This is a genomic window from Streptomyces sp. NBC_01591 (genome assembly GCF_035918155.1).
Lineage (GTDB): Bacteria > Actinomycetota > Actinomycetes > Streptomycetales > Streptomycetaceae > Streptomyces.
In genome coordinates, this window is the sequence record NZ_CP109327.1 from 8669492 (window position 1) to 8691413 (window position 21922).

The window sequence follows — 21922 nt, forward strand, 5'->3', positions numbered from 1 at the left end:
GCGGGAACACCAGCCAATCGAAGGGAGGGTTCTACGAGGAGAAACCGACGGAGATTCGGGCGCCGCCGGCCAGAGATTCTGGAGGGCGGGGCCGAGGGTGGGACAAGAATGCAGCCAGTCAGCCATAGCTTCAAATACTTGTGAGGGTTGACTATCATGCCTTCGAGGCATGAGGGTGTCATGCCTCCTCCGTCTCCCGAGGGGCCACCGCCATGGAACTCCGAGTGCTGCGCTACTTCCTGTCCATCGTGGAGACCGGTTCCGTCACCAAGGCTGCCGAGGTGGTCCGCGTCGCCCAGCCCTCGCTGTCGCGTCAACTGCGCGGCCTGGAAGGGTCCTTGGGGATGACGCTCTTCGACCGCGGCGGCAAGCAGATGGTCCTGACGGCGGCCGGCCGGCGCTTCCTTCCCCTGGCCCGCGACCTGGTCGCCCGTGCGGATGCCGCCGAGGCCGCAGTCGGTGCGCTGGCTGCCGGTCGTGCCATGCGGATCACCGTGGCGGCGCCGCCCACCACCATCACCGACGTGATCGCGCCGTTCCTGGCCACCTGGGGGCCGGAGGATCCGCTCGTCACCGTGCAGGCGGAGAGTCCGGCACGTGCGTACCAGGCCCTTGCGTGGGGCGCCGATGTAGCCATCTCCTCGGCACCTCCGAGGCGCCGTTTCGCCGGGCTCCCGGTGGCCCGCCTGCCGCTGTGGGCCTACGTCCGTGCCGACCATGCCTGGGCGGACCGGGGCCGCGTCACCATCAGGGAACTTGCCGCGGAGCCCCTCATCGTCCTCACCCCGGCGCACGGCACCCGCCGCATCCTGGACCATGCCGTGCAGGATGCGGACGCCTCGTACGACATCGTGCTCGAATGCGACACCCCGCACGTCGCACAGGCCATGGCGGCTTCGGGCCATGGTGTCGCGGTGGTCTCCGACGATCCCCGCTTCGACCTGCACCCGCTGCTGATCCTCGACAGCACGGGCGAACCGCTGCAGATCCACCTGCACGCGGCGTGGGACGCCGGCCACTACGCGCTGCACAGCATCGAGGCATTCGCGGCCGGGCTGTCATGTTTTTGTGTCGAGCGGTACGGGCCACAGGTCGCCGCCCGCCTGTGAACTGCAGCGACGACTCCAGACCACGGCCCTCACCACAACGCGAGGCGTGACCGCACGCCGACCCGACGGCCGACAGGCCAAGGAGAGCTGGAGGTATGCCTGGCGAGCAGCCTGACCAGACCGGGCAGGCATTGGACGGCGGCACCGGTGCGCCCCACCATGCAGCGATATTCCGCATCAGTTGCCAGCCCGAGAGGACCTCGGACCATGCCAAGACCGTTCCATGCCCGGCGGCTACGCCGTGCCGCCGCCACTGCCGCCGTGCTCGCGGGGCTGTTCGCCGTCCCGCTGCCGACGATGGCGGCGCCCGCAACCGCACCCGTACCGGGTGATCCGCTCACCGGAAGCGGTGCGGTGAACCGGACCGAACTCACCGCCGGCCAACTCACCGGGGGCAGCGCCGAGGACACCGTGCCCGACAGCGCTTTCGCCCTGCCGGCGCAAGCGGCGCCACCCACCCACAGCTTCGAAGGCACCCTCACCCTCGACGGGCTCTCCACCGCCGGCGGTTTCCGCGCACTGAAGGACCCGAACGGATACGGAGACACGGCGGCAACCCGACACCTGCCGCCGATCGACGTCGCCCTCGTGCAGAACGGCAGCCACCTCGTCCCGGCGAAGCGCGGGCTGCAGTACACGGGGAACCCGGCGTGGAACCTGGCGGTGGGACCCGGCCGCGCGTGGAACGAGGACGGCGACGGCGAACGCACCCGTGCCTCCCTGCCGTTCGCGCTCGTCGAGCGCAACGCCAACTGCGTGCACAACGGCGCCCTGACGTTCCTCTTCGACGCCACATCGATCTCCGAGGTCCGCTACCAGATCACCACGGAGACCTGCGAGTACTTCCAGTTCGACATGTGGGGCCAGGTAACGGCCGACTACCGGCCCGGACCCGTCGACGGCGCCGAGAACCGGCGCGACGCGTACGCCGCCGAGGTCGGGGACCGGCTTCCGGCCAAGCCCATCTCGGCGCTGGCCACCGACTACCCGGACAGTGGGGTGGACGTGACGAAGTTCGGCTCCGGCATCACGCCGTCCGCGCTGAGCACCTTCGGCTTCTACTTCGGCGGAGTCCACTACGTGGGCAACTGTCGCACGCGGCAAGGGGAGTACCCGTTCTGCGGCCAGATGCTGCTGCCCTCGTACTCGACCGCGAAGTCGGCGTTCGCGGGAACAGCCATGCTGCGTCTGGCGCAGCGCTACAGCCCGGCCGTGGCCCAGGAGAAACTCTCCAACCGCATCCCCGAGACCGCCGGCAACACTGCCTGGAGCGGCGTCACACTCGACCACACCCTCGACATGGCCACCGGGAACTACACCTCGCCCGGCTACGAGACCGACGAATCGCGCCGCACCATGGCGGACTTCTTCGCAGCCGAGCCCTACGCCGACAAGATGCGACTCGCCCTGTCCTTCCCACGTAAGGCCAGCCCCGGCAGCAAGTGGGTCTACCACACCTCGGACACCTTCCTCGCCACCCGCGCAATGAACAACTACCTGCGGGACAAGGCCGGTTCGGACGCCGACATCTTCGACATGCTCCGCGACGACGTGCTCGAACCCATCGGCGTCGGGCCCGACTCCCTCGTCTCCTCCCGCACCGACAACAGCCCCGGCGGGGTGCCCTTCGGCGGCTACGGCATGTTCTGGACGCAGGACTCCATCGCCCGGTTCGCGAAGTTTCTCAACAACGACCACGGCGCCGTCAACGGCACGCAGATACTCGACCCGACACTGCTCGCGGCCACCATGCAACGCACACCGGAGGCCCCGGGCATGACCACCACCGGCACCAAGCCCATGAAGTACCAGAACGGCTTCTGGGGCCAGGAGTTCACCTCCGCCGACAACCCCGCCTACACCAGCCCCTTCTACGTACCCTTCATGTCGGGATACGGCGGCATCACCGTCGCGATGATGCCGAACGGCGCCACCTACTACTACTTCAGCGACAACAACGAGTTCAGTTGGAACGCCGCCGTCGTCGAAGCCGACAAGCTGGCGCCCATGCCCGGAGCGGCAGTTACTGCGAGGTAGACCCCATCGAACGCACCCTTGTCGGCCTGGGATGCGCTTCGCCTGACGATGACCGTTGCCGGGGTGTCCCACCCGAACCCTTCCAGGCTCGATAGGAGACTCCGGCCAGCCGACAGGCGCTGAGGGGTGGACAGTTCAGCCTCCTTCGTGTGGTCACGCTCCTGCCCGTCGGGTGCTACAACCGACGGGCAGGAGCGTGCCTGGGTGCGTCACCGGGGCGGGATCGCGATCAAGCAATGACGCACCCAGGCTCAACTGATAGCTCCCACGCAAGGGGCCCATCAGAATCTGCGACCGCTGCTGGCGAAGACCTATTCAGCCGCGCCATCCGGTCGACCCATGAGGCGGAAGCCTCGCCTGCTAGCGGAGCCGTGACCAGCGCTAATTGCCGTGCAAGCATCCTCATATACGGCCTTCACTCTCAACCGCTGTCGGGCATCTCCTGAGTGAATGGCCAGCCTCCCCCTTGACATCCAACTCAGTCGCCCCAGGTCAGCCCACTCCACCCGACTAACTTCGATGGGTGCAGATCTTGTGAGGGTGCTTCGTTGGGGTGATTCGCAGAGGTTCGGGATGTGCCGGTGTGGGGCGGTCTCTAACGTCGGCGAGGTGAGCCGGCCGTGGGTGCGGGCACCGGGTGAGGCGGGGTGGTGTGGTGCCGTCGTTGATGGCCGCGTTGGATGCCAGAGAGAGTGAATGCCGGGCCAGGGTCGCGGAGTTGCGCAAGCAGATCGCAGAGCTTTCCGAAGCGGTGTCCCAGGCGGAAGCTGAACTGTCCCGGTTGCAGATCACGCGGGAGACGGTGAAGCAGGTGCTGGCCGACGGTCCGGTGGCCACACGTGATGTCTCCGTGCCGGCGGCGTCCGGGCCGGTCGATGTTGCCGCGGCGCTGCTGGCCGCCGAGGCCGCGGGCGATGTGACGGTGATGTCGCCGGACTACCAGCGGATCACCGCGCTGTTCGCGACGTCGGGGTCGGCGTGGCGGTGCAAGGACGTGTGCGTGGAGCTGGGGCTTCAGACCGAGGCCCGTCACGTGGAGGGCATGCGCTCGAAGCTGAAGCGCCTGGTGGAGCGGGGGATCCTGGCCGAGACTGCGCCGGGGCTGTTCAGGGTGGACGGACGGGAGTTGGGCTGGTGAGCGCCGCCCTGGAGACCGGCGGTCCGGCGGTGGCCGAGACCGCGTTCGCCGCCGCCCGCGGCCTGTTCGAGCAGGTCGCCAAGGATCTGACGTCGCCGGACGCCGCCGCGTTGACGCATTCAGGGCTGGAAGACCTGCTCGCGGCGCGCATGCGCGAGGTGACCCGGCAGCTGTTCCAGGACCATCTGGATCTGCGCGCGGTGCGCGAGCGGCGGGCCGGGCAGGTGGTCGATGAGACCGGGGTTGAACGCACCCGGATCGAGCGGGGCCGACGCCGGATCCTGGCCACGGTGTTCGGGAAGGTCACCGCGACCCGGATCGCCTACCGGGCCACCGGCTCGGCGGATCTGCACCTGGCCGACGCCGCGCTGAACATGCCGGCCGGGATGCACAGCCATGGGCTGGCCAGGCTCGCCGCCACCGAGTCCGCCCGCGGCTCCTTCGCCGAGGCGGTCGACCGCGTCAACGCGCTGACCGGCGCCGGGGTCGGCCACAGGCAGGTCCAGGAGCTCGCCGTGGCCGCCGCGGCCGGCATCGACGCTTTCTACCAGGCCCTGGTGCCCGAGCCGTGCACCGACGCCACGCTGCTGGTGCTGTCCACCGACGGCAAGGGCGTGGTGATAAGGCCCGAGGCGCTGCGCGAGGCCACGGCGAAGGCCGCTGCGACCAAGAGCGGCAACAAGATGGCGACCAGGCTCGCGCCCGGGGAGAAGCACGGCCGCAAACGGATGGCCACCCTGGGCACCGTCTACGACACCGAGCCCGCCGTCCGCGGCGTCGACGACATCATCGCCGACCCCGCCGACCCCGCGAAGGAGTGTCGCCCGGGACCGAGAGCCAGGTCCAAGTGGCTGTGCGGCTCGGTGAACGACACCGCCGAACAAGTCATCGCCGCGGTATTCGACCAGGCCGAAGCCCGCGACCCCGCCCACCGCCGGACCTGGGTCGTGCTGGTCGACGGCGCCCGGCACCAGCTCGACCTCATCCGAGCCGAGGCAGCACGCCGGAACGTCACCGTGCACATCGTCATCGACATCATCCACGTGCTCGAATACCTGTGGGGCGCCGCGCACTGCCTGCACCCGGCCGGCGACCGCGCGGCCGAGGCCTGGGTCGCCGGACAGGCCCGTACCATCCTGGCCGGAGGCTCCGAGCAGGCCGCGGCCTCGATCAGCGCCGCCGCCGACGCCGTCGGGCTCAGGCCTGGCTCACGCAAGGGTATCGACGACGCCGTCGGTTACCTGAAGAACAAGGCCGCCTACCTGCGTTACGACACCGCGCTGACCGAAGGCTTCCCGATCGCCACCGGGATCATCGAGGGGGCGTGCCGCCACCTGGTCAAAGACCGCCTCGACATCACCGGAGCCCGCTGGGGCCTCTCCGGCGCCGAAGCCGTCCTGAAACTCCGTGCCCTGCGCAGCAACGGCGACTTCGACACCTACTGGGCCTGGCACGAGACACAGGAGTTCACGCGCAACCACCAGGCCCGATACCGCGACACGCTCATACCAGCGGCTTGATCGCCAGAACCCTCATTGGATCTGCACCCGGCGCGGATTGTTCGGCGTGGTGGAGGAGGACATCGGCGAGGGCGTCGAGGTTCTCGGGTTCCGCTGCTGCCAGGTGGCCGGCGAGCGTGTTGGTGGCGTCGTCGATGTCGGTGCCGGGGGTTTCGACGAGTCCGTCGGTGTACAGGGCGAGGACGGCGCCGGGAGGGAGGGGGATCTCGGTGGTGGGGTAGTCGGCGTCCGGGTCGATGCCCAGCAGCAGCCCTGGCGGCACGCGAAGGATGTCGGTGTGCCCGTCGGGGTGGCGGAGCAGGGCCGGGGGGTGTCCGGCCGTGGCGAGAAGCGCGCGGTGGTGGGTGTGGTCGAGGTGGGCGATGAGGCAGCTGGCGAACAGGCCGGGGTCGAGGTCGGCCAGGAGGCGGTTGGTGCAGGCGAGGACCGCGCCGGGGGAGGCGCTGGCGGTGGCGGCGTAGGCGTGGACGGCGGTGCGGACCTGTCCCATGAGGGCGGCGGCGGTGGTGTTGTGGCCTTGCACGTCGCCGATCACCGCGGCGGCCGTCGTGGGTGTGCAGACGATGAGGTCGTAGAAGTCGCCGCCGATGTCCATGCCGTGACCGGCTGGCCGGTAGCGGGCGGCGACGTCAAAGCCAGTGAGGCGCGGGAGGGTGTGCGGCAGCAGTCCGGTCTGCAGGGTGTGGGCGAGAGTGTGGTTGGCGTCGTAGAGGCGGGCGCGGTCCAAGGCCTGGGCGATCAGGCCGGTCAATGACGTGAGCATGGCCCGCTCGGCGGGCGGGAAGGGCCGAGGCTGGTCGTAGGCGAGGACCAGGGAGCCGACCGGGCGTCCTGACACGATCAGGGGGAGGAAGGCCCAGCCTGCCATCTCGTCCTGGTGCACGGCAGGAGGGTAGGCCCTCTTGAGATCGGTGAAGGTGGCGAAGAAGCTGGCCACACCTGTGGTGATGACATGTGCAGCGGGGATGTCAGAGGTCAGGGGGGCCGCGTCGAAGCGGTCCATTAGTTCCGGGCTGTAGCCTCGGTAGCCGGTGATCCGCAGCCGTCCGTCGTTCACCGTGAGAAGAGCCAGCGCCTTCGGGCCGAAGGCCGGCACGATCTGGTCGGCGGCAAGTTCGACCACGTCCTGCACGCTGACGGCCTCGGCTAGGGCGGTGGCAAGGTGCGTCAGGTGGTACAGCCCCGTCGCGCCGACGAGCCCGGCGGGGGATGGGGCCGCGGCCTTGGCCGCTGTGGCGGTCGGATCCCCGGCGGTGGGGGTGATGTGGACGCTGATGCCGCTGTCATGAGGGTAGAGCTGGAAGGACAGCCGGATGTCGGGCGGACGCCTGGCGGTGAAGGAGGTGGGCTGCCGGGAGACCACCGCCTCCCGGTAGCGGTCTTCGAACACCGGGTCGTACAGCCACAGAAGTACCTCCCATGGGCGTTTGCCCAGCAGGGAGGCGGCACCGGCACCGACCAGTCCGGCGCCGGCGGGGTTGATGTAGGTGAGTCGGCCGTCCAGATCGAGCGCGCAGCAGCCCACGGGCAGCCGCTCGGCACAGTCCAGGGCGGCCACGGCCCGGGCCGAGTCGGCCTCGCGGGAGTGCAGCGCAGGCAGCAGACGGGGTTCGTCGGCGAACCCCAGCGGACGGCCGCTGTCGGCGGCCTGTTGCAAGAGCGGTGCCGCGCGCCGGCAGCAGGCGGTGATCGTCTCCTGCTCGGCCGCACTGAGCTGCGCCGGGTGCCGGACGGGCCACAGCAGCACGATGCCGCCCCACACGGTGGTGCCGTCGGTGATCGGGGCTGCGGCGACCCTGAAGTCGTACGGCAGGACGATGCCGACCCGGGGGTAGCGGCGGGCGATCTCCTCCTGGCTGCCCAGCCAGACCAGGCACCTCTGGCGCACGGCGTCCGCCACCGGGATCGCCGCATTGATGGGAACACGGGCCCAGGGAGCGGCGATCTCCCGGGACATCCCGGAAGCCAGCACCAGCCGCAGCACCCGCTCCCCCGGCGGCAGCAGAAACACCAGGCCCACCGATGCGCCGGTATCCCGCATGACGTCGACCAGGACCGCATCCAGCAGCCCCTTTCCGGGGCCGGCAGCACTTGCAGGGACAGCAGGGCCCCGCATGGCCGTCACCCGCCCCGGCCGGCAGGCGCGGCTCTGCGGCTGCGCCCGAAGCGGCTGCGGGCCGCCTCGGCGCTGATCCCCAGCCCCGCACCGATCTGTGCCCAGCTCGCCCCGGCCCGCCGATCCGCCAGCACCGCCGCACGGACCAGCTGTCCGGCCAGATCAGATACCCGGGCCACGGCAGCGCAGTTCCAGCCCACGGGCGAACCCGGGCGAGGCGGCTCCACGGGTAGCCGCGCGACGCTTGTGACGTGCAGCAACAGGAGCTCACCGGCCGCGGCCACCCCTTTCCGCGCGGGCGCTGCCTCCCGCCAACGGCGCCGGGCCCGCCAAGCCGCCTGCCGGTGAGCCGGCCGGCAGTACCGGCGCCCGCGGGCCTCGGATCCCGACAGCCGCGCACCGCACCAGCCGCACCGCACGTCACCCATATACGGACAATATGCCCGTCCCTGTGTGACGGCACCCCGTCCCGACCTCGTCAGAGGGACGTAGCAGCGCATCCGTTACTCCGCCTCGGCTTTGTCCAGAACCTTGTCCGGGTCGCGCAGGGACCGCAACCCTGCATCGCAGCCGGGACCGCCTCACCCTGACGTGGCACCGCCTGTGCTGCCCTCACTACGCGGCCGACCGCGTCCTTCTGGTCTCGGGTATCGAGCTGAAACGCGAAAGTCTCTCCGGTGTCCAAAACCCGGGGTCAAGGCCCAAGGCCGGGTAGTTAGCGTTTTCGCTGGTCACGCAAGCCCGTTGAGGGATTCTCGGCGTGGAGCAACGGAGCTCGTTGGTACAGACAGTCGTCCAAGACAGCTTGTTCCCGAGGAGGTCCGTTGCCGTTTCATCATGTCCTTTCGGCCCCGGTAGTGGCCATCACCCGTACGGTCACCGTGGCGGCGGGCCGGTTCGCGCCGGGGCATCTGGGCGAGCTGACAGCCGTCGTGCCGTTTGAGCTGGTCGACGCGGTCCTGGAGGAGACGCGGTCGATACAGCGGCGACTGCGTGATCTCCCGTCGCGGGTGGGGGTGTACTTCCTGCTCGCGATGTGCCTGTTCCCCGAGGTCGGATACCGGTTGGTCTGGGACAAGCTGGCGGCGGGCCTGGACGGGGTTTCGGTGGCCGGTCCGACGCCGAAGGCCCTGCGTGATCTGCGCCGTCGGCTTGGAGCCGCACCGGTTCGGGCACTGTTCGAGGTGCTGGCCGGTCCGCTGGCCCGGCCGACGACACCGGGGGTGCGATTCGGTCCGTTCCGGACGGTGTCGTTCGACGGGTGCAGTTCACAGAAGGTCGCCGACTCCGAGCGGAACCGGGGCTGGCTGGGGCGGACGTCTCACCACGGCTATCCGACCATGGAGTTGATGACGCTGGTCGAGACCGGGACCAGGGCGCTCATCGGCGCGGTGTTCGGGCCACCGTCCGGCGGCGAAACCGGTTACGCCTCACGGCTACTGCATCTGCTGCGGCCGGACATGCTGGTCCTGTGGGACAAGGGCTTCGACGGCAACAGCTTCCTCGCTGCCGTGAACGCGACCGGCGCTCAGGTGCTGGGCCGGCTCCGGGCCAACCGCCGCACTCCGGTCCTGACGCGTCTCGGTGACGGCTCGTACCTGTCGGTGATCGGTACGGAGAAAGTCCGTGTCATCGACGCGACCATCACGGTGACCTGCGCGGGCGGGACCGTCTTCGCAGGCTCCTACCGGCTGGTCACTACCCTGACCGACGCCCGCCGCTACCCGGCGGCCGTGCTGGCAGGTCTCTACCACCAGCGGTGGGAACACGAATCGGCGTACTACGCGCTCCGCCACACGATCATGAACGGGCGCGTCCTGCGTTCGGGCGACCCGGCCGGCGTCGAACAGGAGATGTGGGCCCTGCTCACTCTCTACCAGACCCTGCGGACCGTGATGGTCGAGGCCGCGGAGTCGCTGCCGGGCACCGACCCGGACCGCTGCTGCTTCACCGTCGCCCTCCAGACCGCCCGTGACCAGGTCGTCCAGGCCGCCGCCGTCATCACCGACCCCGTCGATGCCGGTCGTCCCGGACTGATCGGCCACCGGATCCTGACCCGCCTCCTCCCGCCCAGACGCCAGCGGGTCAGCACCCGCAAGGTCAAGTCACCGATGTCCCGCTACAGCACCCGCCACGAGGACGGCAGGCCCGACAACACCTGCACCGTCACCGGTCTCGACATCAACATCCTCGAGCCTCCGGAATCCCACCCTCAGCTCCCCGCCGTCTCCCGCGACGACCGGCACACCGCCCTCGCCAAGCGCCGCCGGCACCGAATCCTGGCCCTGCTCGAGAAGGACCCCGACCGCCTCTGGCGCCTCCAGATGGGCCGAGACCGGCCTCATCCACAAACTCGGCCCCGGCCTCTACGCCGCCACAACATGGACCCCAACTCCCCTTGCGTGACCAGCGAAAACGCTAACTACCCGGCCTTGGGCCCTCACCCCTGATCTTGGACACTCGAGATAGTGGATCTTGAGGATCTGAGAGATGGACGTGTCGTGGTCATGAAGCACTACTCCGCCGAGTTCAAGGCGGATGCGGTCGCGTTGTACGAGTCGCGGCCGGAAGCGACGATCAAGCAGGTTGCCGCGGACCTGGGGATCAACCCGGAGACCCTGCGGAACTGGATCCGGGTGGCCGGCTCCGGCTGCCCGCGGGGCCGCCGTTCGACCGCCCCGTCTTCAGCCCCGGTAGTGCCGTCGGCGCTGGAAGCCGAGGTCGCCGCCCTGCGACGGGAAAACGCCGAGCTGAAGAAGGAACGCGAGATCCTGCGCAAGGCGGCCCGCTATTTCGCGGCGGAGACGGGCTGGTGAACCGCTGCCAGTTCGTTGAGGACCACCAGCGCCGATACGGCGTGAAGCGGTTGTGCCGTGTGCTGGGCCTGGCCCGGTCGACCTTCTACTACTGGCGCCGGACGGCGTCGCTGCGGGCAGCCCGGCAGGCGGCCGACGCACGGCTTGCCACCCTGATACGCACCGTCCACCGAGCCTCGGACGGCACCTACGGTGTCCCGAGGATCACCGCCGAGCTTCGCGACGGGGGTGAGGTGGTGAACCACAAACGCGTCGCCCGGGTCATGAAGGCCATCGGCCTGGCCGGGCTCCGCCTGCGCCGCCGGCACCGCACCACCGTCCCCGACCTCACCGTCGCGAAGGTCCCGGCCCTGATCGGCCGCGACTTCACCGCCACCGACGTCAACACCAAGTACGTCGGCGACATCACCTATCTGCCGCTGAGCGGCGGGACGTTCCGCTACCTGGCGACCGTGATCGACCTCGCCTCGCGGCGCCTGGCGGGGTGGGCGATCGCCGACCACATGCGGGCCGACCTCGTCATCGACGCCCTGCATGCGGCCGAACGGACCCGCGGCAATCTCACCGGCGCCATTTTCCACAGCGATCACGGGGCCCAGTACTGCAGCCGGGCCTTCGCCGATGCCTGCCGCGAAGCCGGCGTCACCCAGTCCATGAGCGCGGTCGGCTCCAGCGCGGACAACGCACTCGCCGAGTCGTTCAACGCGACCTGCAAACGGGAGACCCTCCAAGGCCGCCGGGCCTGGGACACCGAGCACGAGGCCCACCTGGACCTCCTCCGCTGGCTCCACCGATACAACACCGTCCGACGCCACTCCCGCCTCGGACATCGCAGCCCCATCGCCTACGAGCGAGCACTCCGAACAACATCAACTACGCTGGCCGAATCCGCATAACCCGTGTTCAAGATCAGGGGTCAAGGCCCCTATCTGGCAGTTCCCGACCTTGCCCAGGGTGCCGGAGTACTGCCTGGCCACCCCGGGCGAGGACCTTCCGTCCTTCGGGAACCCGGTGTCGTCCACGGCCCACACCTGCGGCCGGACCACAGCCACCGCCCTGCGAGCCAGCCTGGCACGAACCGTGTCCACCGGCCAGGTCGACGAGGTCATGAACTGCTGCAATTGCTGGTGGTCCACACCCAGCCGACCAGCCATCGGCTGCATCGACTTCCGATGCCCGTCCAGCAGCAGGCCCCGCAGGTACAGCCCGCCCTTCCTCCGCTGATCAGCACGCGCCAAAGGCGCGAACACCTCCCCAGCGAACTCCTCCAACCGGGCCCTGCACGCCGCGAGTTCATCCGCCCTCATAACTGCAGGAAACCATCAAGGCGACCACTTGCCCAGATACGTAACAAAGCCCTACTAGCCACCCCCCAGCGTTGCGGGGGTGGGGCGGAAGGTGCGGCGGTATGCCTGGGGTGTGATCCCGATGGCGGCATGAAGGTGCTGGCGCAGGGAGACACCGGTGCCGAATCCGGCGCGGCCGGCGACCAGGTCGACGGGCCAGTCAGTGGTCTCCAGCAGGTGCCGGGCCAGGTCGACGCGCTGGCGGACGAGCCACTGGCCGGGGCTGGTGCCGACCTCGTCGCGGAAGCGGCGGGTGAAGGTGCGCACGCTGACGTTGGCGTGGGCGGCCATATCGGCCAGAGTGACGGGTTCGGCGAGGTGTTCCATGATCCACGCCTGTGTGGGGGCGGTGCCGGGGGCAGTGGGGTCGGGGACGGGGCGCTGGATGTACTGAGCCTGTCCGCCGTCGCGCCAGGGCGGTACGACGCACGAGCGGGCGACCTCGTTGGCGATTTCGCTGCCGTGGTCGCGGCGGACGATGTGCAGGCACAGGTCGATTCCGGCGGCGACCCCGGCAGAGGTGAGGATCTCGCCGTCGTCGATGAAGAGGACGTCAGGGTTGATGCGCGCGGTGGGGAACATGCGCTGCAGGCGGTCGGCTTCGCGCCAGTGGGTAGTGGCGGGGCGGCCGTCTAGCAGCCCCGCGGCGGCCAGCACGTAGGTGCCGGTGCAGATCGCCACGATCCGGGTTTCGGGGCGGATGGCGGCCAGGGCCTCGCGCAGGGGGTCGGGCAGGCGGCCCTCCTCGCGAATGGGGCCCAGCGCGTGGGAGGGCGGGATGACGACGGTGTCGACGGTGGTCAGCAGGGAGGCGTCGTGGGAGACGGTGAGCTGGTAGTCGGCCTCGGTGCGGACGGGGTGGCCGTCCAGGCTGCACGTGGTCACGGAGTAGAGCCGGTTGCCCGTGCCGTCGCGGGCGGCGCCGAAGATCCGCGCGGGGATGCCGAGCTCGAAGGGGACGACACCTTCCAGGGCCAGAACGCCAATGTGGTGCATGACCCGATCCTTTCACTCCATGGCCATCGGGCCACTACTGGGGGTCTTTCCTCCCAGGCAGTCTTAGGACGTGCCCAGGAGAAACGGCACGAACGACAAGAAACGCACTGCTGAAAAGAGCACGTCATCATGGACCAGGCCACCAGCCCCTCGACCATGCGCGCCGTCTCCCAGGACGCCGCTGGAGCCCCGGAGGTCCTCAAGACCGTCGAGACGCAGCGTCCGGTCCCGGGCCGGGGCGAGATCCTGGTCCGGGTGCACGCGGCAGGCGTGAACCCGGCCGACTGGAAGACCCGCGAGCGCGGCGTGTTCGCCACCGGAGCCAGGCCGCCGTTCACCCTGGGCTTCGACGTCGCTGGGGTGGTCGAGGCGGTCGGCGGCGGGGTGACACTCTTCGAGGTCGGCGACGAGGTGTTCGGGATGCCGCGCTTCCCGCACCCGGCGGGGGCCTATGCCGAGTACGTCGCCGCCCCGACCCGCCACTTCGCCCCGCGCCCCAACGGCCTGAACCACATCCAGGCCGGCGCCCTGCCGCTGGCCTCGCTGACCGCTTGGCAGGCCCTGGTGGACACCGCGAACGTCCAGCCCGGCCAGCGCGTCCTGATCCACGCGGCCGCCGGAGGCGTCGGCCACCTGGCCGTGCAGATCGCCAAGGCCCGCGGCGCGTACGTCATCGGCACGGCCAGCGCGGCCAAGCACGAGCTGCTGCGCTCGCTGGGCGCCGACGAGCTGATCGACTACCGCACCCAGGACTTCGCCGAGACCCTCCGCGACGTCGATGTCGTCCTGGACACCCTCGGCGGCCCCAACTGGGCCCGGTCCCTGCAAACGCTGCGGCCGGGCGGCACGCTGATCTCGATCCTGCCGCTGGACGACACCTTCCCCGCGAAGGAGGCCGAGGCGGCCGGTATCCGGGCGGTGTTCATGCTCGTCGAGCCCGACCATGCGGGGTTGCGCGAGATCACCTCCCTGGTCGAGGACGGCCACCTGCGCGTGATTGTCGACGCGGTCTTCCCCCTCGAAGAAGCCGTCCGGGCCCACACGCTGGGCGAGATCGGCCGCACCACCGGCAAGATCGTCCTCTCCATCGCCCCCTGACCCGCCCCGCAGCTTCTGCCCTGCGGCAGCCAGACCGCCGGCTCCCCGGCCTGCGTCAGGCAGGACCCATCCCACCCGCACGACACACACCACACAGAACGGAACCACCATGAGCACCATCACCGCCCAGGCCAGCACCCGTGACGTTGTCGACGCATTCTTCGCCCGCTTCGGCGAAGGCGACATGCCCGCCCTGCTGGACCTGTTCGCCGACGACATTGCCTTCCACGTCGGCGGCGCTCCCAACGTCCCCTGGGCCGGAAACCGCACCACCAAGGACGACATCGCCGCGTTCTTCGCCTCCTTCGGCCGGCACCTCACCCCCGCAAAGGAGTACGTCGTCGCCACGACCGTCGTCGATGGTGACCACGCCGTGGTCATCGGCCACAACCGCTTCGGGGTCCTGGCCACCGGCAAGACCTTCACCAACCACTTTGCCCTCCACATCACCGCAGCCGAAGGCAAGATCACCGGCTACCGCATGTACGAGGACAGCCACGCCATCAGCGAAGCCTTCACCTTCTGACCACACGTCGGCAACTACCGCACAGTGCTCCAGGGCACTGTCACGTTGACTGGCCGGGTGGGATGATCTTCTGGTTGGTCGTGCCGGGGAGAGATTCGTTCGTGTCGTCCGCGTCGCCGTCGTACAAGGGCCACCGGTACCCGGTGGAGGTGATCGCGCACGCGGTATGGCTGTACTTCCGCTTCCCGCTGTCCTTCCGCGAGGTCGAGGAGCTGATGCTCGAGCGCGGCGTCATCGTCTCCTACGAGACCATCCGCCGCTGGTCCGCCAAGTTCGGCCAGGCCTACGCGGACGGACTGCGCCGCCGTCGGCCACGGCCCGGGGACAAGTGGCACCTGGACGAGGTCTTCGTGAAGAACAACGGAGAGCAGAAGTACCTGTGGCGGGCCGTCGACCAGGACGGCAACGTGCTCGACATCCTCCTGCAGAGCCGCCGGGACAAGGCCGCGGCAGGACGCTTCTTCCGCCGCCTGATGAAGAAGACCCGTACGGTGCCGCGGGTGGTCGTCACCGACAAGCTCCGTTCCTACGGCGCGGCGCACCGCGAGGTCATGCCCTCGGTGGAACACCGTGCCCACAAGGGCCTGAACAACCGGGCCGAGAACAGTCATCAGCCTACCCGGCAGCGCGAACGTGCCATTAAGGGATTCCGCTCCGTCGGCGGGGCCCAGCGGTTCCTGTCCGCGTTCAGCGGCATCTCACCCCACTTCCGCCCTCACCGCCACCTGATGACCGCCTCCGACCACCGAGCCGAGATGACCGTCCGCTTCGCGATCTGGGACCAGATCACCGGCGCTGCCGGCCGGCCCACCACAGCCTGACCACAGGCCCGGACCGCGGGCCCCACCAGGCCACGACGCACCGTCAGGCACCTGCAACCCAACAACGTAACAGCACCCGTGAGGGTGTTCTCCAGGATCCACTGCTGTTCGGGTAGGAGCTGCTCCCACCCGAACCGCTGCACGTTTACCCACCGTCCGAGGTCCTTGCGCCCGGCCAGGTGGTGGGCAGTCCTCCGATCAGCGTCTCCGACGGCACCCCTCAGCCCTCGACGGGCGCGCGGTCGACCTCTACCTCACCGGTCGCCGAAGGTCACCTCCTTCGCGTCCTCGGCGTACTCGAAGTTGCCGGTGAAACCCCAGTTCTTCCAGCCGCCGTCCCCCTTGTTGGTGATGGTTCCGCTGTCGAGGGCGAACACATCGACACCGTCCACCACCGCAAGATGTTCGAGGCCGGACACCCCGGAGAAGGAGAGGTTGTTGAACGATTTCGCCACGATGATGTTCTTGCCGGGGAAGCTGCGGCTGTACTCGTCGATCAGTGAATGGGTCAGCTCGGCGTCGTCGCCCGGCACCTTGCCGGAGTAGTCGGTACCGGGGTACGGGCCGCCGTCCGTGTACTTCGGCGACTCGTCGTCGAAATTGACCGTGCCCGATCCGGTGGCAGTGGAATCGGCCTCCATTTAAAGTCAACCCGGGCAGCGAAACGTCTGCGCGAAACCGTGGCCTTCCTCAGGTGCGCTCCGCGATGAGCTGACGGCACAGGCGCGCGCGGTCTGCCAGCCCATCGCCCGCAGCCGAAAGTTCAGCCAACCCGCGCGAGGTCCGCCGCTGGAAGAGGGAGACAGAGAAGGGGCCGGCGGAGAGCCACTTGCGAGAAGCGACCCGGCACACCACCGGCCCCTGACCAACATCCACGCAGACGTCACCGCCAGCCGAGGAAGTCCCACCAGCGTAGCCCGTCCGCCGGAACACCCGAGAGAAGCCAACCGCCCGTGATCCCCCACAGCCGCCCCGTGATCAACGAAGCCGACATCGCCCAGCAGGCCGGCGTACCCATCGCCACCTGGCGGCGCCGCGACGCCCCCGCATTCCGCCAGCACGTGCCAACCCTCTTCCCCGACAGTCGCGTCCTGGTCTACGACCTCGCCCAGGCCCAGGCCCACCTCGACGGGCGGCCCATCCCCGCCCTGCCCACCCGCGAACACCCCGACGACCTCCTCAACGACGAGGAGGCCGCCGCCCTGCTCGACGTCGCGGCAAGCACCGTCCGCGCCTACGCGACCCAGGGCTACCTCCCGCCCGGCACAACCGTCTACAGCCTCCGACTCTGGGCCCGACGCGACGTCGAGAAACGCCGCAACGCCCCTCCCCGGCAGGGAAAGGGAGGCGGACGCCCCCCGGGCACAGGGAACGGGCCCCTCAAGGCCCACGCCTACGAAGGCGACCCCCGCCTGCGCACCGCCACCGAGGCACTCGAAACCGCCGAGGACGTCCCCCGTACCCGCCTCGCGGCCGCTCTCGCCGCCCAGTACGGCGGATCAACCCGTACCTGGGAACGGCTCCTCGCCCAAGCCCACCGCAGCTCCCCGTCCCGGTGACCTTCTTCTCCGTCCGCGCCCCGATCCGGGGCACCGTGGAGATCAGCAGCGAATGCGGGTCGCGCCGGTTCTCCAGCGACACCCCGTTCGGCATCAGGAAGCGCTCGGACAGTCGGCGGTACTGCTCACCGAGGTGCCGTACGAGGGCCTGGCGTCGGTGTTCGCGTTCAGGACCGGAAGCCGATGACTCCAAAGCCAGGCCGTCCCGCGGCGTGCCGCATCCAGCCGAGACACTGCATAACGGCCTCCACGACCTCAGACTCCAGCGGTGGCGCCTGGCCCGACTCGTCGACCGCCCGCTTGGTGGCCTCGAACTGCTCCAGCGCCTGTGCGATGTGATCGGGCGTCCACTCGCCGCAGCCCGGTATGAATGTGTACGGCAGAGGATCGGGCAGGTCGCTGTAGCTGAAGTCCTCAACAGACACGGCGGTGACGCCCAGAGCATTCAGGCCCTCGTCGACCACCGACAGCCAGTCACCCCGGTGCGGCGTAAAACGGTCGTTGTCCAAGAACGAGCCGGTGAGCGAACACAGCCGCTTGTAGGCGTAGCCGTACTGGAAGGCGTGGTCCCTATCCTCACTGAAGGGCTCGCCGTCGATGACCGCGCGCAGTGCCTCGTATGCCGTGGGGGCGCCTTCCTCGATCGCGTCGCTGAAATAGTCGTCGTCGCGTGCCAGGTCGTCCCCGAAGCCGTTGCGGATCGCCTCCAGCAACTGGTTGTCGCGGGATCCGACCAAGGCGCGCGTAGCGGCCACGTCGAGCAGGTAGACGCTCAGAGAAGAACTCATGGGACGAACCTAAGGGAAGCCGCTGACACTGCTGCGCGCGGGCACCGCCCGGCCAGGCAGGTCACGGCCCGGTGCAGTCTTCGAGGGCGTGCCGGTCATCATGACCACCGCGGAGGAGCGCGGAACGGTCGACGCGCTGCATGTCGTCGATGCCGGTCCGCCCCGCGGCTTCACCCTGAGTCACCCGGACCGGCGTCCTACGGCACGCTACGAGCGGCCAACCCGACCGCGTCCCGCTCGGAGGACAGAACCACGCCCACGATGTCGTTGGGCGCCAGGTCCTGATCCAGGACCTCGATCTCCAGGTAACGGAAGCCGTGGATGGTGAAGCTCGGTTCGAACCACTCACCCGGGGCGCCGATGATGACCTCGTCACGCTGGTACCACGGCTTTTTCCTGTCGCTCAGAATCCACTGCGTGTCCAGCTCGCCGTCAGGGCTGATGAGCTCGCTATAGGTGACGCGGACAGAGGTGCCCGCCCGGCCGGTGAGGCGCAGGCGCGCGACGCCGGCGAAGTTCTGCCCGAAATCAACCAGTTGGCGTCCCCTGGGGGATCGCCACACCGAAACCGGTGTCAGCTCTTTCACGGCAGTGACCGGTGGTACCTGCTCAGCGATCAGCTGCCGGGAGTGCGGGGAGAACGGACGCACCGGGCGCGACTGAGCGTGGTCATGAGGCTGACTCCACGGCGCAGGGATACGCAGATCTGCAAACTCACCGAACTTCGGGTCGGCACGCACGACGGGCCCGCGGCCCACGGTCCACGTGGCGTCCGTGCCCCACGTGCGTCGGGTTCCGTCGGCGAACTCCAGCTCCAAGTGCAGGTATGCCGCCAGTTCCGGCCCGTAGACGCAGCGGCGTGCGAGAAACCCGAGGCGGCCACGGAAACGCCCGTCGGCGACCACCAGGTGGAACAGATTCATGCCGGGGACGATCGCGCCGGCCGGGTCGTACTCGCGGTACTCGACCTCCTGCTCGAACGGCGTGAAGCGTGGCACCAGGCTCGCCCCGGTCAGGTCCTTGCCGTTGACCACCAGGCGGTACCAGCCCAGGGCCGAGGCGTAGGCGCGGGCCCGGACGACCCGTTCGGGAATTTCCAGGGCGGCCCCGAAGTAGAGCACCGGATCTTCGTCGGCTGCGTACGTCATCGAGTCCGTGATCCACTCGCCTTGCAGTACTCGAAGCGCGTAAGGAGACTCTGTCGGGGTCGTGGCCGGCGTGGGCGGCGGTGTCGGCCATCAGGGTGCGAATGGCGTAGTGGCAGCACAGGTGTCCCCAGATTTCTTGCTGGACAAGGTCGGGGGCCTTCGAGCGCAGTACCGCGCGGGGCCCGCGCTGGTGGGTCTTCAGCTCGTCGAAGGTGGTCTCGATTTCCCACCGTTGGGCGTAGGCGGCTGCGAGGTCCTCGGCGCCGGCCTCGGCAGGGTCGAGGATCGTGGTCAGCAGCCGGTATTCCTCGGGGTTGTCCCGGCCGTCATCGATCGTGTAGTCGATCACTCTGACCGTGAGTGGATCCGTCGTGGCCCGGTTCGTTCCCGATGTCGGGACGATCCGGGCCAGCCACGACCCGTCGGCCAGGGTTTCCAGGTACCGGGGCCTCAGGTTCGTCTTCACTCGCCAGAGCAGATCCGCGCCCGTGGCTGCGGCCTGTTGCCAGAGGCGGAACCCGTAGAAACCCCGGTCGGCCAGGACCAGCTGGCCCGGCTCCAGCCGCCCGACGAGCTGCCGGGACAACTCCATCTCCGACACACCGCACGGGCCGGTAACAGCGTCGAAGACCGCATGGGTGCCGCATTCAGCCAATGCCACCAGGCGGGCCTGCGGAAACGCGGCCCGCTCCCCTCGGCTTGAAGCGGGCCGCCCGAAGAACTCTGCGTTGACTGACGTGTCCGCCACGTCCAGGCACGTCCCATCGACCGCCACCAGACGACGCCCCGCCAGCCACGACCCCGGCGTGCCCGGCCCCGCCAGCGGACGTGCGACCCGCGCGAAGAGATCCCGCACCGGCTCGAACCCCAAACGAGACCTGGCCTGGAAGATCGCCGACTTCGACGGCGGCGGGAACGACTCGGACCACCCCGACGCCCACGACAGCCCGTCCGTGAGCTGCGCGAACACATCCTCGTACGAGTCATCGGAATACAGCGCCATCCCGATCGAGAAGTACGCCATTACCCGTGCGGGCAACGACCGGCGACGCCGCTCAGTACGCCCCGCCTCCTCGATCACCGCGTCAACCACGTCCGCGGGAAACACCCGCGTCAGCAACCCCACAGACACCAAATCCGACAACCGGACACCAGAAGACGGCTTCACCCAACCAGAACGCGGCATGCCCCCACAGTACCGCCCTGACCCTTAACTGAACGGTATTGGGTTTAAGCCAAGCTTAGCCTCGATCTTGCATGACGGTCCGTCGGTTCTTCCGTCGGGCCGTTTTGCTGTTGCGGATGTGCGAGGGCATGTTGGTGGCCCGGTTGTCGCGTCGGGTGGGCGCCGGGTTCCACTCCCGGGGTGGTCGTGCAGGTTGTTGGGACGGGTGAATTTACTGGTCAGCCGGGGTTCGGTAGGGCCTGGAGCCGGTCCATGGCGCTGGTGATCACGGATGTCCAGGGCCATCGGGCGGCCAGGCGGAGCCAGCGGCGGCGGCCGGTGTTCACGAGCTGGGCGGCGGCGGAAAACAAGCGGAGGCGGAGGCGCTTCGGCTCCCAACGGCGGGTTTCGCCTGTCAGGGCGAGCATCGGCATCCAGGCGAGGAGGTAGAGCGCGATGGAGACGATCTCCAGCCAGATCCGGTTCTGGGCTGTGTCGTGCAGGGGCAGGTTGCGCAGGCTGGTATCGCGGGCGTTTCGGATGCGGTCCTCGCAGCGGGCCCGCCTGCGGTGACGCAGTTCGAGGTCGGCGAGCTGGCCGCCCTTTGTGTTGGTCGCGAAGCAGGTCAGTCGCAGCCCGTCAACGTCGGTGAAGCGCAACTGGGCGCCGGGGTGTGGCCGTTCCTTGCGGACGATCAGCCGCATGCCCTTGGGCCAGGTGCTCAGGTCGGGCATGTCGGTGATCTCTGCGACCCAGGCGCCGGGCCGTTCGGTGCCGTCGGAGTCGTAGGCCGGTGTCCAGGCCCGTTTCGGGATCTTCAGCACAGCCTGGTGGATGGCGTCGGTGATGGTCATTCCGACCGAGTAGGACAGCCACCGGCCGCGGCGGGAGAGCCAGTCGAGGAAGGCGTGGGTGCCGCCGGCGGAGTCGGTGCGGACCAGCGTCTGCCGTCCCCGCCGCAGGTGTTTGGGCAGTTGGGCCAGGGCGAGGCGGGTGGTTTCGATGTGATCGCTCGCGGTGTTGGAGCCTGCGTTGCCAGGCCGCAGCAGCGCGGCCACCGGTTCCCCGGAACCGGCCTGGCCGTGGTCGACGAACGCAACGAGCGGATGGTGACCGAAGGTCTTCTTCCAGGTCGCGGTGGCGTCCTGCTTCTCGGAGTGCGCAAGCACCAGCACGCCGTCGATGTCCACGATCACGCTGCCACCGGCGGCCGGATTGTCTTCACCGGCCAACTCCCATACTCGCGTGCGCACTTCGGCTCGTGCCGCGCGGATCGCGGTGAGCGCCTTCGGCCCGGCCGCGGCGAGCGCGTCGATGAGCCGGGAGACCGTGGGGTCCGATGCCACTGGACCGAACACGTCGGCCTCGGCCCGCAGCATGGCGACATCAGCGAGGCAGTCCCCGCCCAGAGCCGTCGCGAGTGCGATATCCAGCAGGACCTTGCCCGGATCATGCATCGTCCGCGGCTTGCGCCAGGGCGCCAGCGCCGCCGATATCGCATCGTCCAGGCCCAACGTGCGGACCGTCTCGACCAGCAGCACCGCCCCGGCCTGCGAGACCGCCCCTCTGCCGCCGCCCTCGACGCGGACACGTGGGTACAACCCGATACGCTTACTCACCTGGAGAGTGCTTCTTTCCGTGCAGCCAACAGGACCCTAGACAAGTCCCATCGTTGCAGGTCAGAAGCACTCTCTGCTTATTTGATCAAGGCATGGACGAGCACGCTCATGAAAGCGCGA

At 69.1% G+C, this 21922-nt stretch carries 18 protein-coding genes and 2 pseudogenes; 10 read left to right on the top strand and 10 right to left on the bottom strand.

Going from position 1 to position 21922, the window contains the following annotated elements; all coding sequences use genetic code 11:
- The first annotated feature begins 212 nt into the window (after positions 1–212).
- The 4 genes from OG978_RS40135 to OG978_RS40150 all read left to right on the top strand — a co-directional run bounded on the left by OG978_RS40135 (position 213) and on the right by OG978_RS40150 (position 5804).
- Complete coding sequence (locus tag OG978_RS40135; protein ID WP_326763327.1) at positions 213–1109, top strand: LysR family transcriptional regulator; 897 nt, start codon at positions 213–215, stop codon at positions 1107–1109.
- Between the two features lie 207 nt (positions 1110–1316).
- Entirely contained in the window at positions 1317–3146 is a 1830-nt protein-coding gene (locus tag OG978_RS40140; RefSeq protein WP_326763326.1) for a hypothetical protein, read from the top strand.
- Positions 3147–3864: 718 nt separating this feature from the next.
- Positions 3865–4284, top strand: coding sequence for a hypothetical protein (locus OG978_RS40145; RefSeq protein ID WP_326763325.1), 420 nt, complete (start codon positions 3865–3867; stop codon positions 4282–4284).
- Between the two features lie 29 nt (positions 4285–4313).
- On the top strand, positions 4314–5804 hold the full coding sequence (locus tag OG978_RS40150) for an ISKra4 family transposase (protein WP_442817814.1): 1491 nt from the start codon (positions 4314–4316) through the stop codon (positions 5802–5804).
- Here OG978_RS40150 and OG978_RS40155 read toward each other — a convergent pair.
- Together OG978_RS40155 and OG978_RS40160 are read right to left on the bottom strand one after the other, a co-directional pair.
- A complete protein-coding gene (locus OG978_RS40155) occupies positions 5788–7920 on the bottom strand; it encodes a SpoIIE family protein phosphatase (protein WP_442817633.1) in 2133 nt (710 codons plus the stop codon). The two genes, OG978_RS40150 and OG978_RS40155, sit on opposite strands and share 17 nt — an antisense overlap.
- A gap of 5 nt (positions 7921–7925) precedes the next feature.
- Entirely contained in the window at positions 7926–8099 is a 174-nt protein-coding gene (locus tag OG978_RS40160; protein ID WP_164495457.1) for a hypothetical protein, read from the bottom strand.
- Between the two features lie 645 nt (positions 8100–8744).
- On the opposite strand from OG978_RS40160, the gene OG978_RS40165 reads away from it, so the two are divergent.
- Together OG978_RS40165 and OG978_RS40170 are read left to right on the top strand one after the other, a co-directional pair.
- Entirely contained in the window at positions 8745–10370 is a 1626-nt protein-coding gene (locus OG978_RS40165) for an IS4 family transposase (RefSeq protein ID WP_326763322.1), read from the top strand.
- Between the two features lie 51 nt (positions 10371–10421).
- Positions 10422–11632 (top strand): IS3 family transposase gene (locus OG978_RS40170; RefSeq protein WP_326769883.1). Its coding sequence is split into 2 segments (ribosomal slippage): positions 10422–10716 and positions 10716–11632, totalling 1212 coding nucleotides; the frame shifts between segments, so codons are not numbered across the junction.
- Positions 11633–11659: 27 nt separating this feature from the next.
- On the opposite strand, the pseudogene OG978_RS40175 reads toward OG978_RS40170, so the two are convergent.
- Both OG978_RS40175 and OG978_RS40180 read right to left on the bottom strand, forming a co-directional pair.
- Positions 11660–12043: pseudogene (locus tag OG978_RS40175) on the bottom strand (transposase); the annotation flags it as partial.
- Between the two features lie 54 nt (positions 12044–12097).
- A complete protein-coding gene (locus OG978_RS40180) occupies positions 12098–13078 on the bottom strand; it encodes a GlxA family transcriptional regulator (RefSeq protein ID WP_326763320.1) in 981 nt (326 codons plus the stop codon).
- Positions 13079–13207: 129 nt separating this feature from the next.
- On the opposite strand from OG978_RS40180, the gene OG978_RS40185 reads away from it, so the two are divergent.
- The 3 genes from OG978_RS40185 to OG978_RS40195 all read left to right on the top strand — a co-directional run bounded on the left by OG978_RS40185 (position 13208) and on the right by OG978_RS40195 (position 15523).
- Positions 13208–14176, top strand: a complete 969-nt coding sequence (locus tag OG978_RS40185; RefSeq protein WP_326763319.1) for an NADP-dependent oxidoreductase — start codon at positions 13208–13210, stop codon at positions 14174–14176.
- 109 nt (positions 14177–14285) lie between these two features.
- Entirely contained in the window at positions 14286–14702 is a 417-nt protein-coding gene (locus tag OG978_RS40190) for a nuclear transport factor 2 family protein (protein WP_326763318.1), read from the top strand.
- A gap of 62 nt (positions 14703–14764) precedes the next feature.
- Positions 14765–15523 (top strand): IS6 family transposase, encoded by a 759-nt coding sequence (locus OG978_RS40195; RefSeq protein WP_326763317.1) that lies wholly within the window; start codon positions 14765–14767, stop codon positions 15521–15523.
- A 254-nt stretch (positions 15524–15777) separates the two neighbouring features.
- On the opposite strand, the gene OG978_RS40200 is transcribed toward OG978_RS40195, so the two are convergent.
- On the bottom strand, positions 15778–16164 hold the full coding sequence (locus OG978_RS40200) for a hypothetical protein (RefSeq protein WP_326763316.1): 387 nt from the start codon (positions 16162–16164) through the stop codon (positions 15778–15780).
- A 333-nt stretch (positions 16165–16497) separates the two neighbouring features.
- Here OG978_RS40200 and OG978_RS40205 point away from each other — a divergent pair, with 333 nt between their 5' ends.
- Entirely contained in the window at positions 16498–17082 is a 585-nt protein-coding gene (locus OG978_RS40205; RefSeq protein ID WP_326763315.1) for a DNA-binding protein, read from the top strand.
- A 167-nt stretch (positions 17083–17249) separates the two neighbouring features.
- Here the strand turns inward: OG978_RS40205 and OG978_RS40210 are convergent, their stop codons facing one another.
- The 5 genes and pseudogenes from OG978_RS40210 to OG978_RS40230 all read right to left on the bottom strand — a co-directional run bounded on the left by OG978_RS40210 (position 17250) and on the right by OG978_RS40230 (position 21802).
- Positions 17250–17870, bottom strand: a complete 621-nt coding sequence (locus tag OG978_RS40210) for a DUF7691 family protein (RefSeq protein WP_326763314.1) — start codon at positions 17868–17870, stop codon at positions 17250–17252.
- 61 nt (positions 17871–17931) lie between these two features.
- Positions 17932–18054 (bottom strand): hypothetical protein, encoded by a 123-nt coding sequence (locus OG978_RS40215; RefSeq protein ID WP_326763313.1) that lies wholly within the window; start codon positions 18052–18054, stop codon positions 17932–17934.
- 13 nt (positions 18055–18067) lie between these two features.
- The gene (locus OG978_RS40220) at positions 18068–19018 is read right to left on the bottom strand and encodes a family 78 glycoside hydrolase catalytic domain (RefSeq protein ID WP_326763312.1); all 951 of its coding nucleotides are present in this window, start codon (positions 19016–19018) and stop codon (positions 18068–18070) included.
- 16 nt (positions 19019–19034) lie between these two features.
- Positions 19035–20204, bottom strand: a pseudogene (locus OG978_RS40225) (IS4 family transposase); the annotation flags it as partial.
- A 218-nt stretch (positions 20205–20422) separates the two neighbouring features.
- Complete coding sequence (locus OG978_RS40230; RefSeq protein ID WP_326769875.1) at positions 20423–21802, bottom strand: IS1380 family transposase; 1380 nt, start codon at positions 21800–21802, stop codon at positions 20423–20425.
- Between the last annotated feature and the right edge of the window lie 120 nt (positions 21803–21922).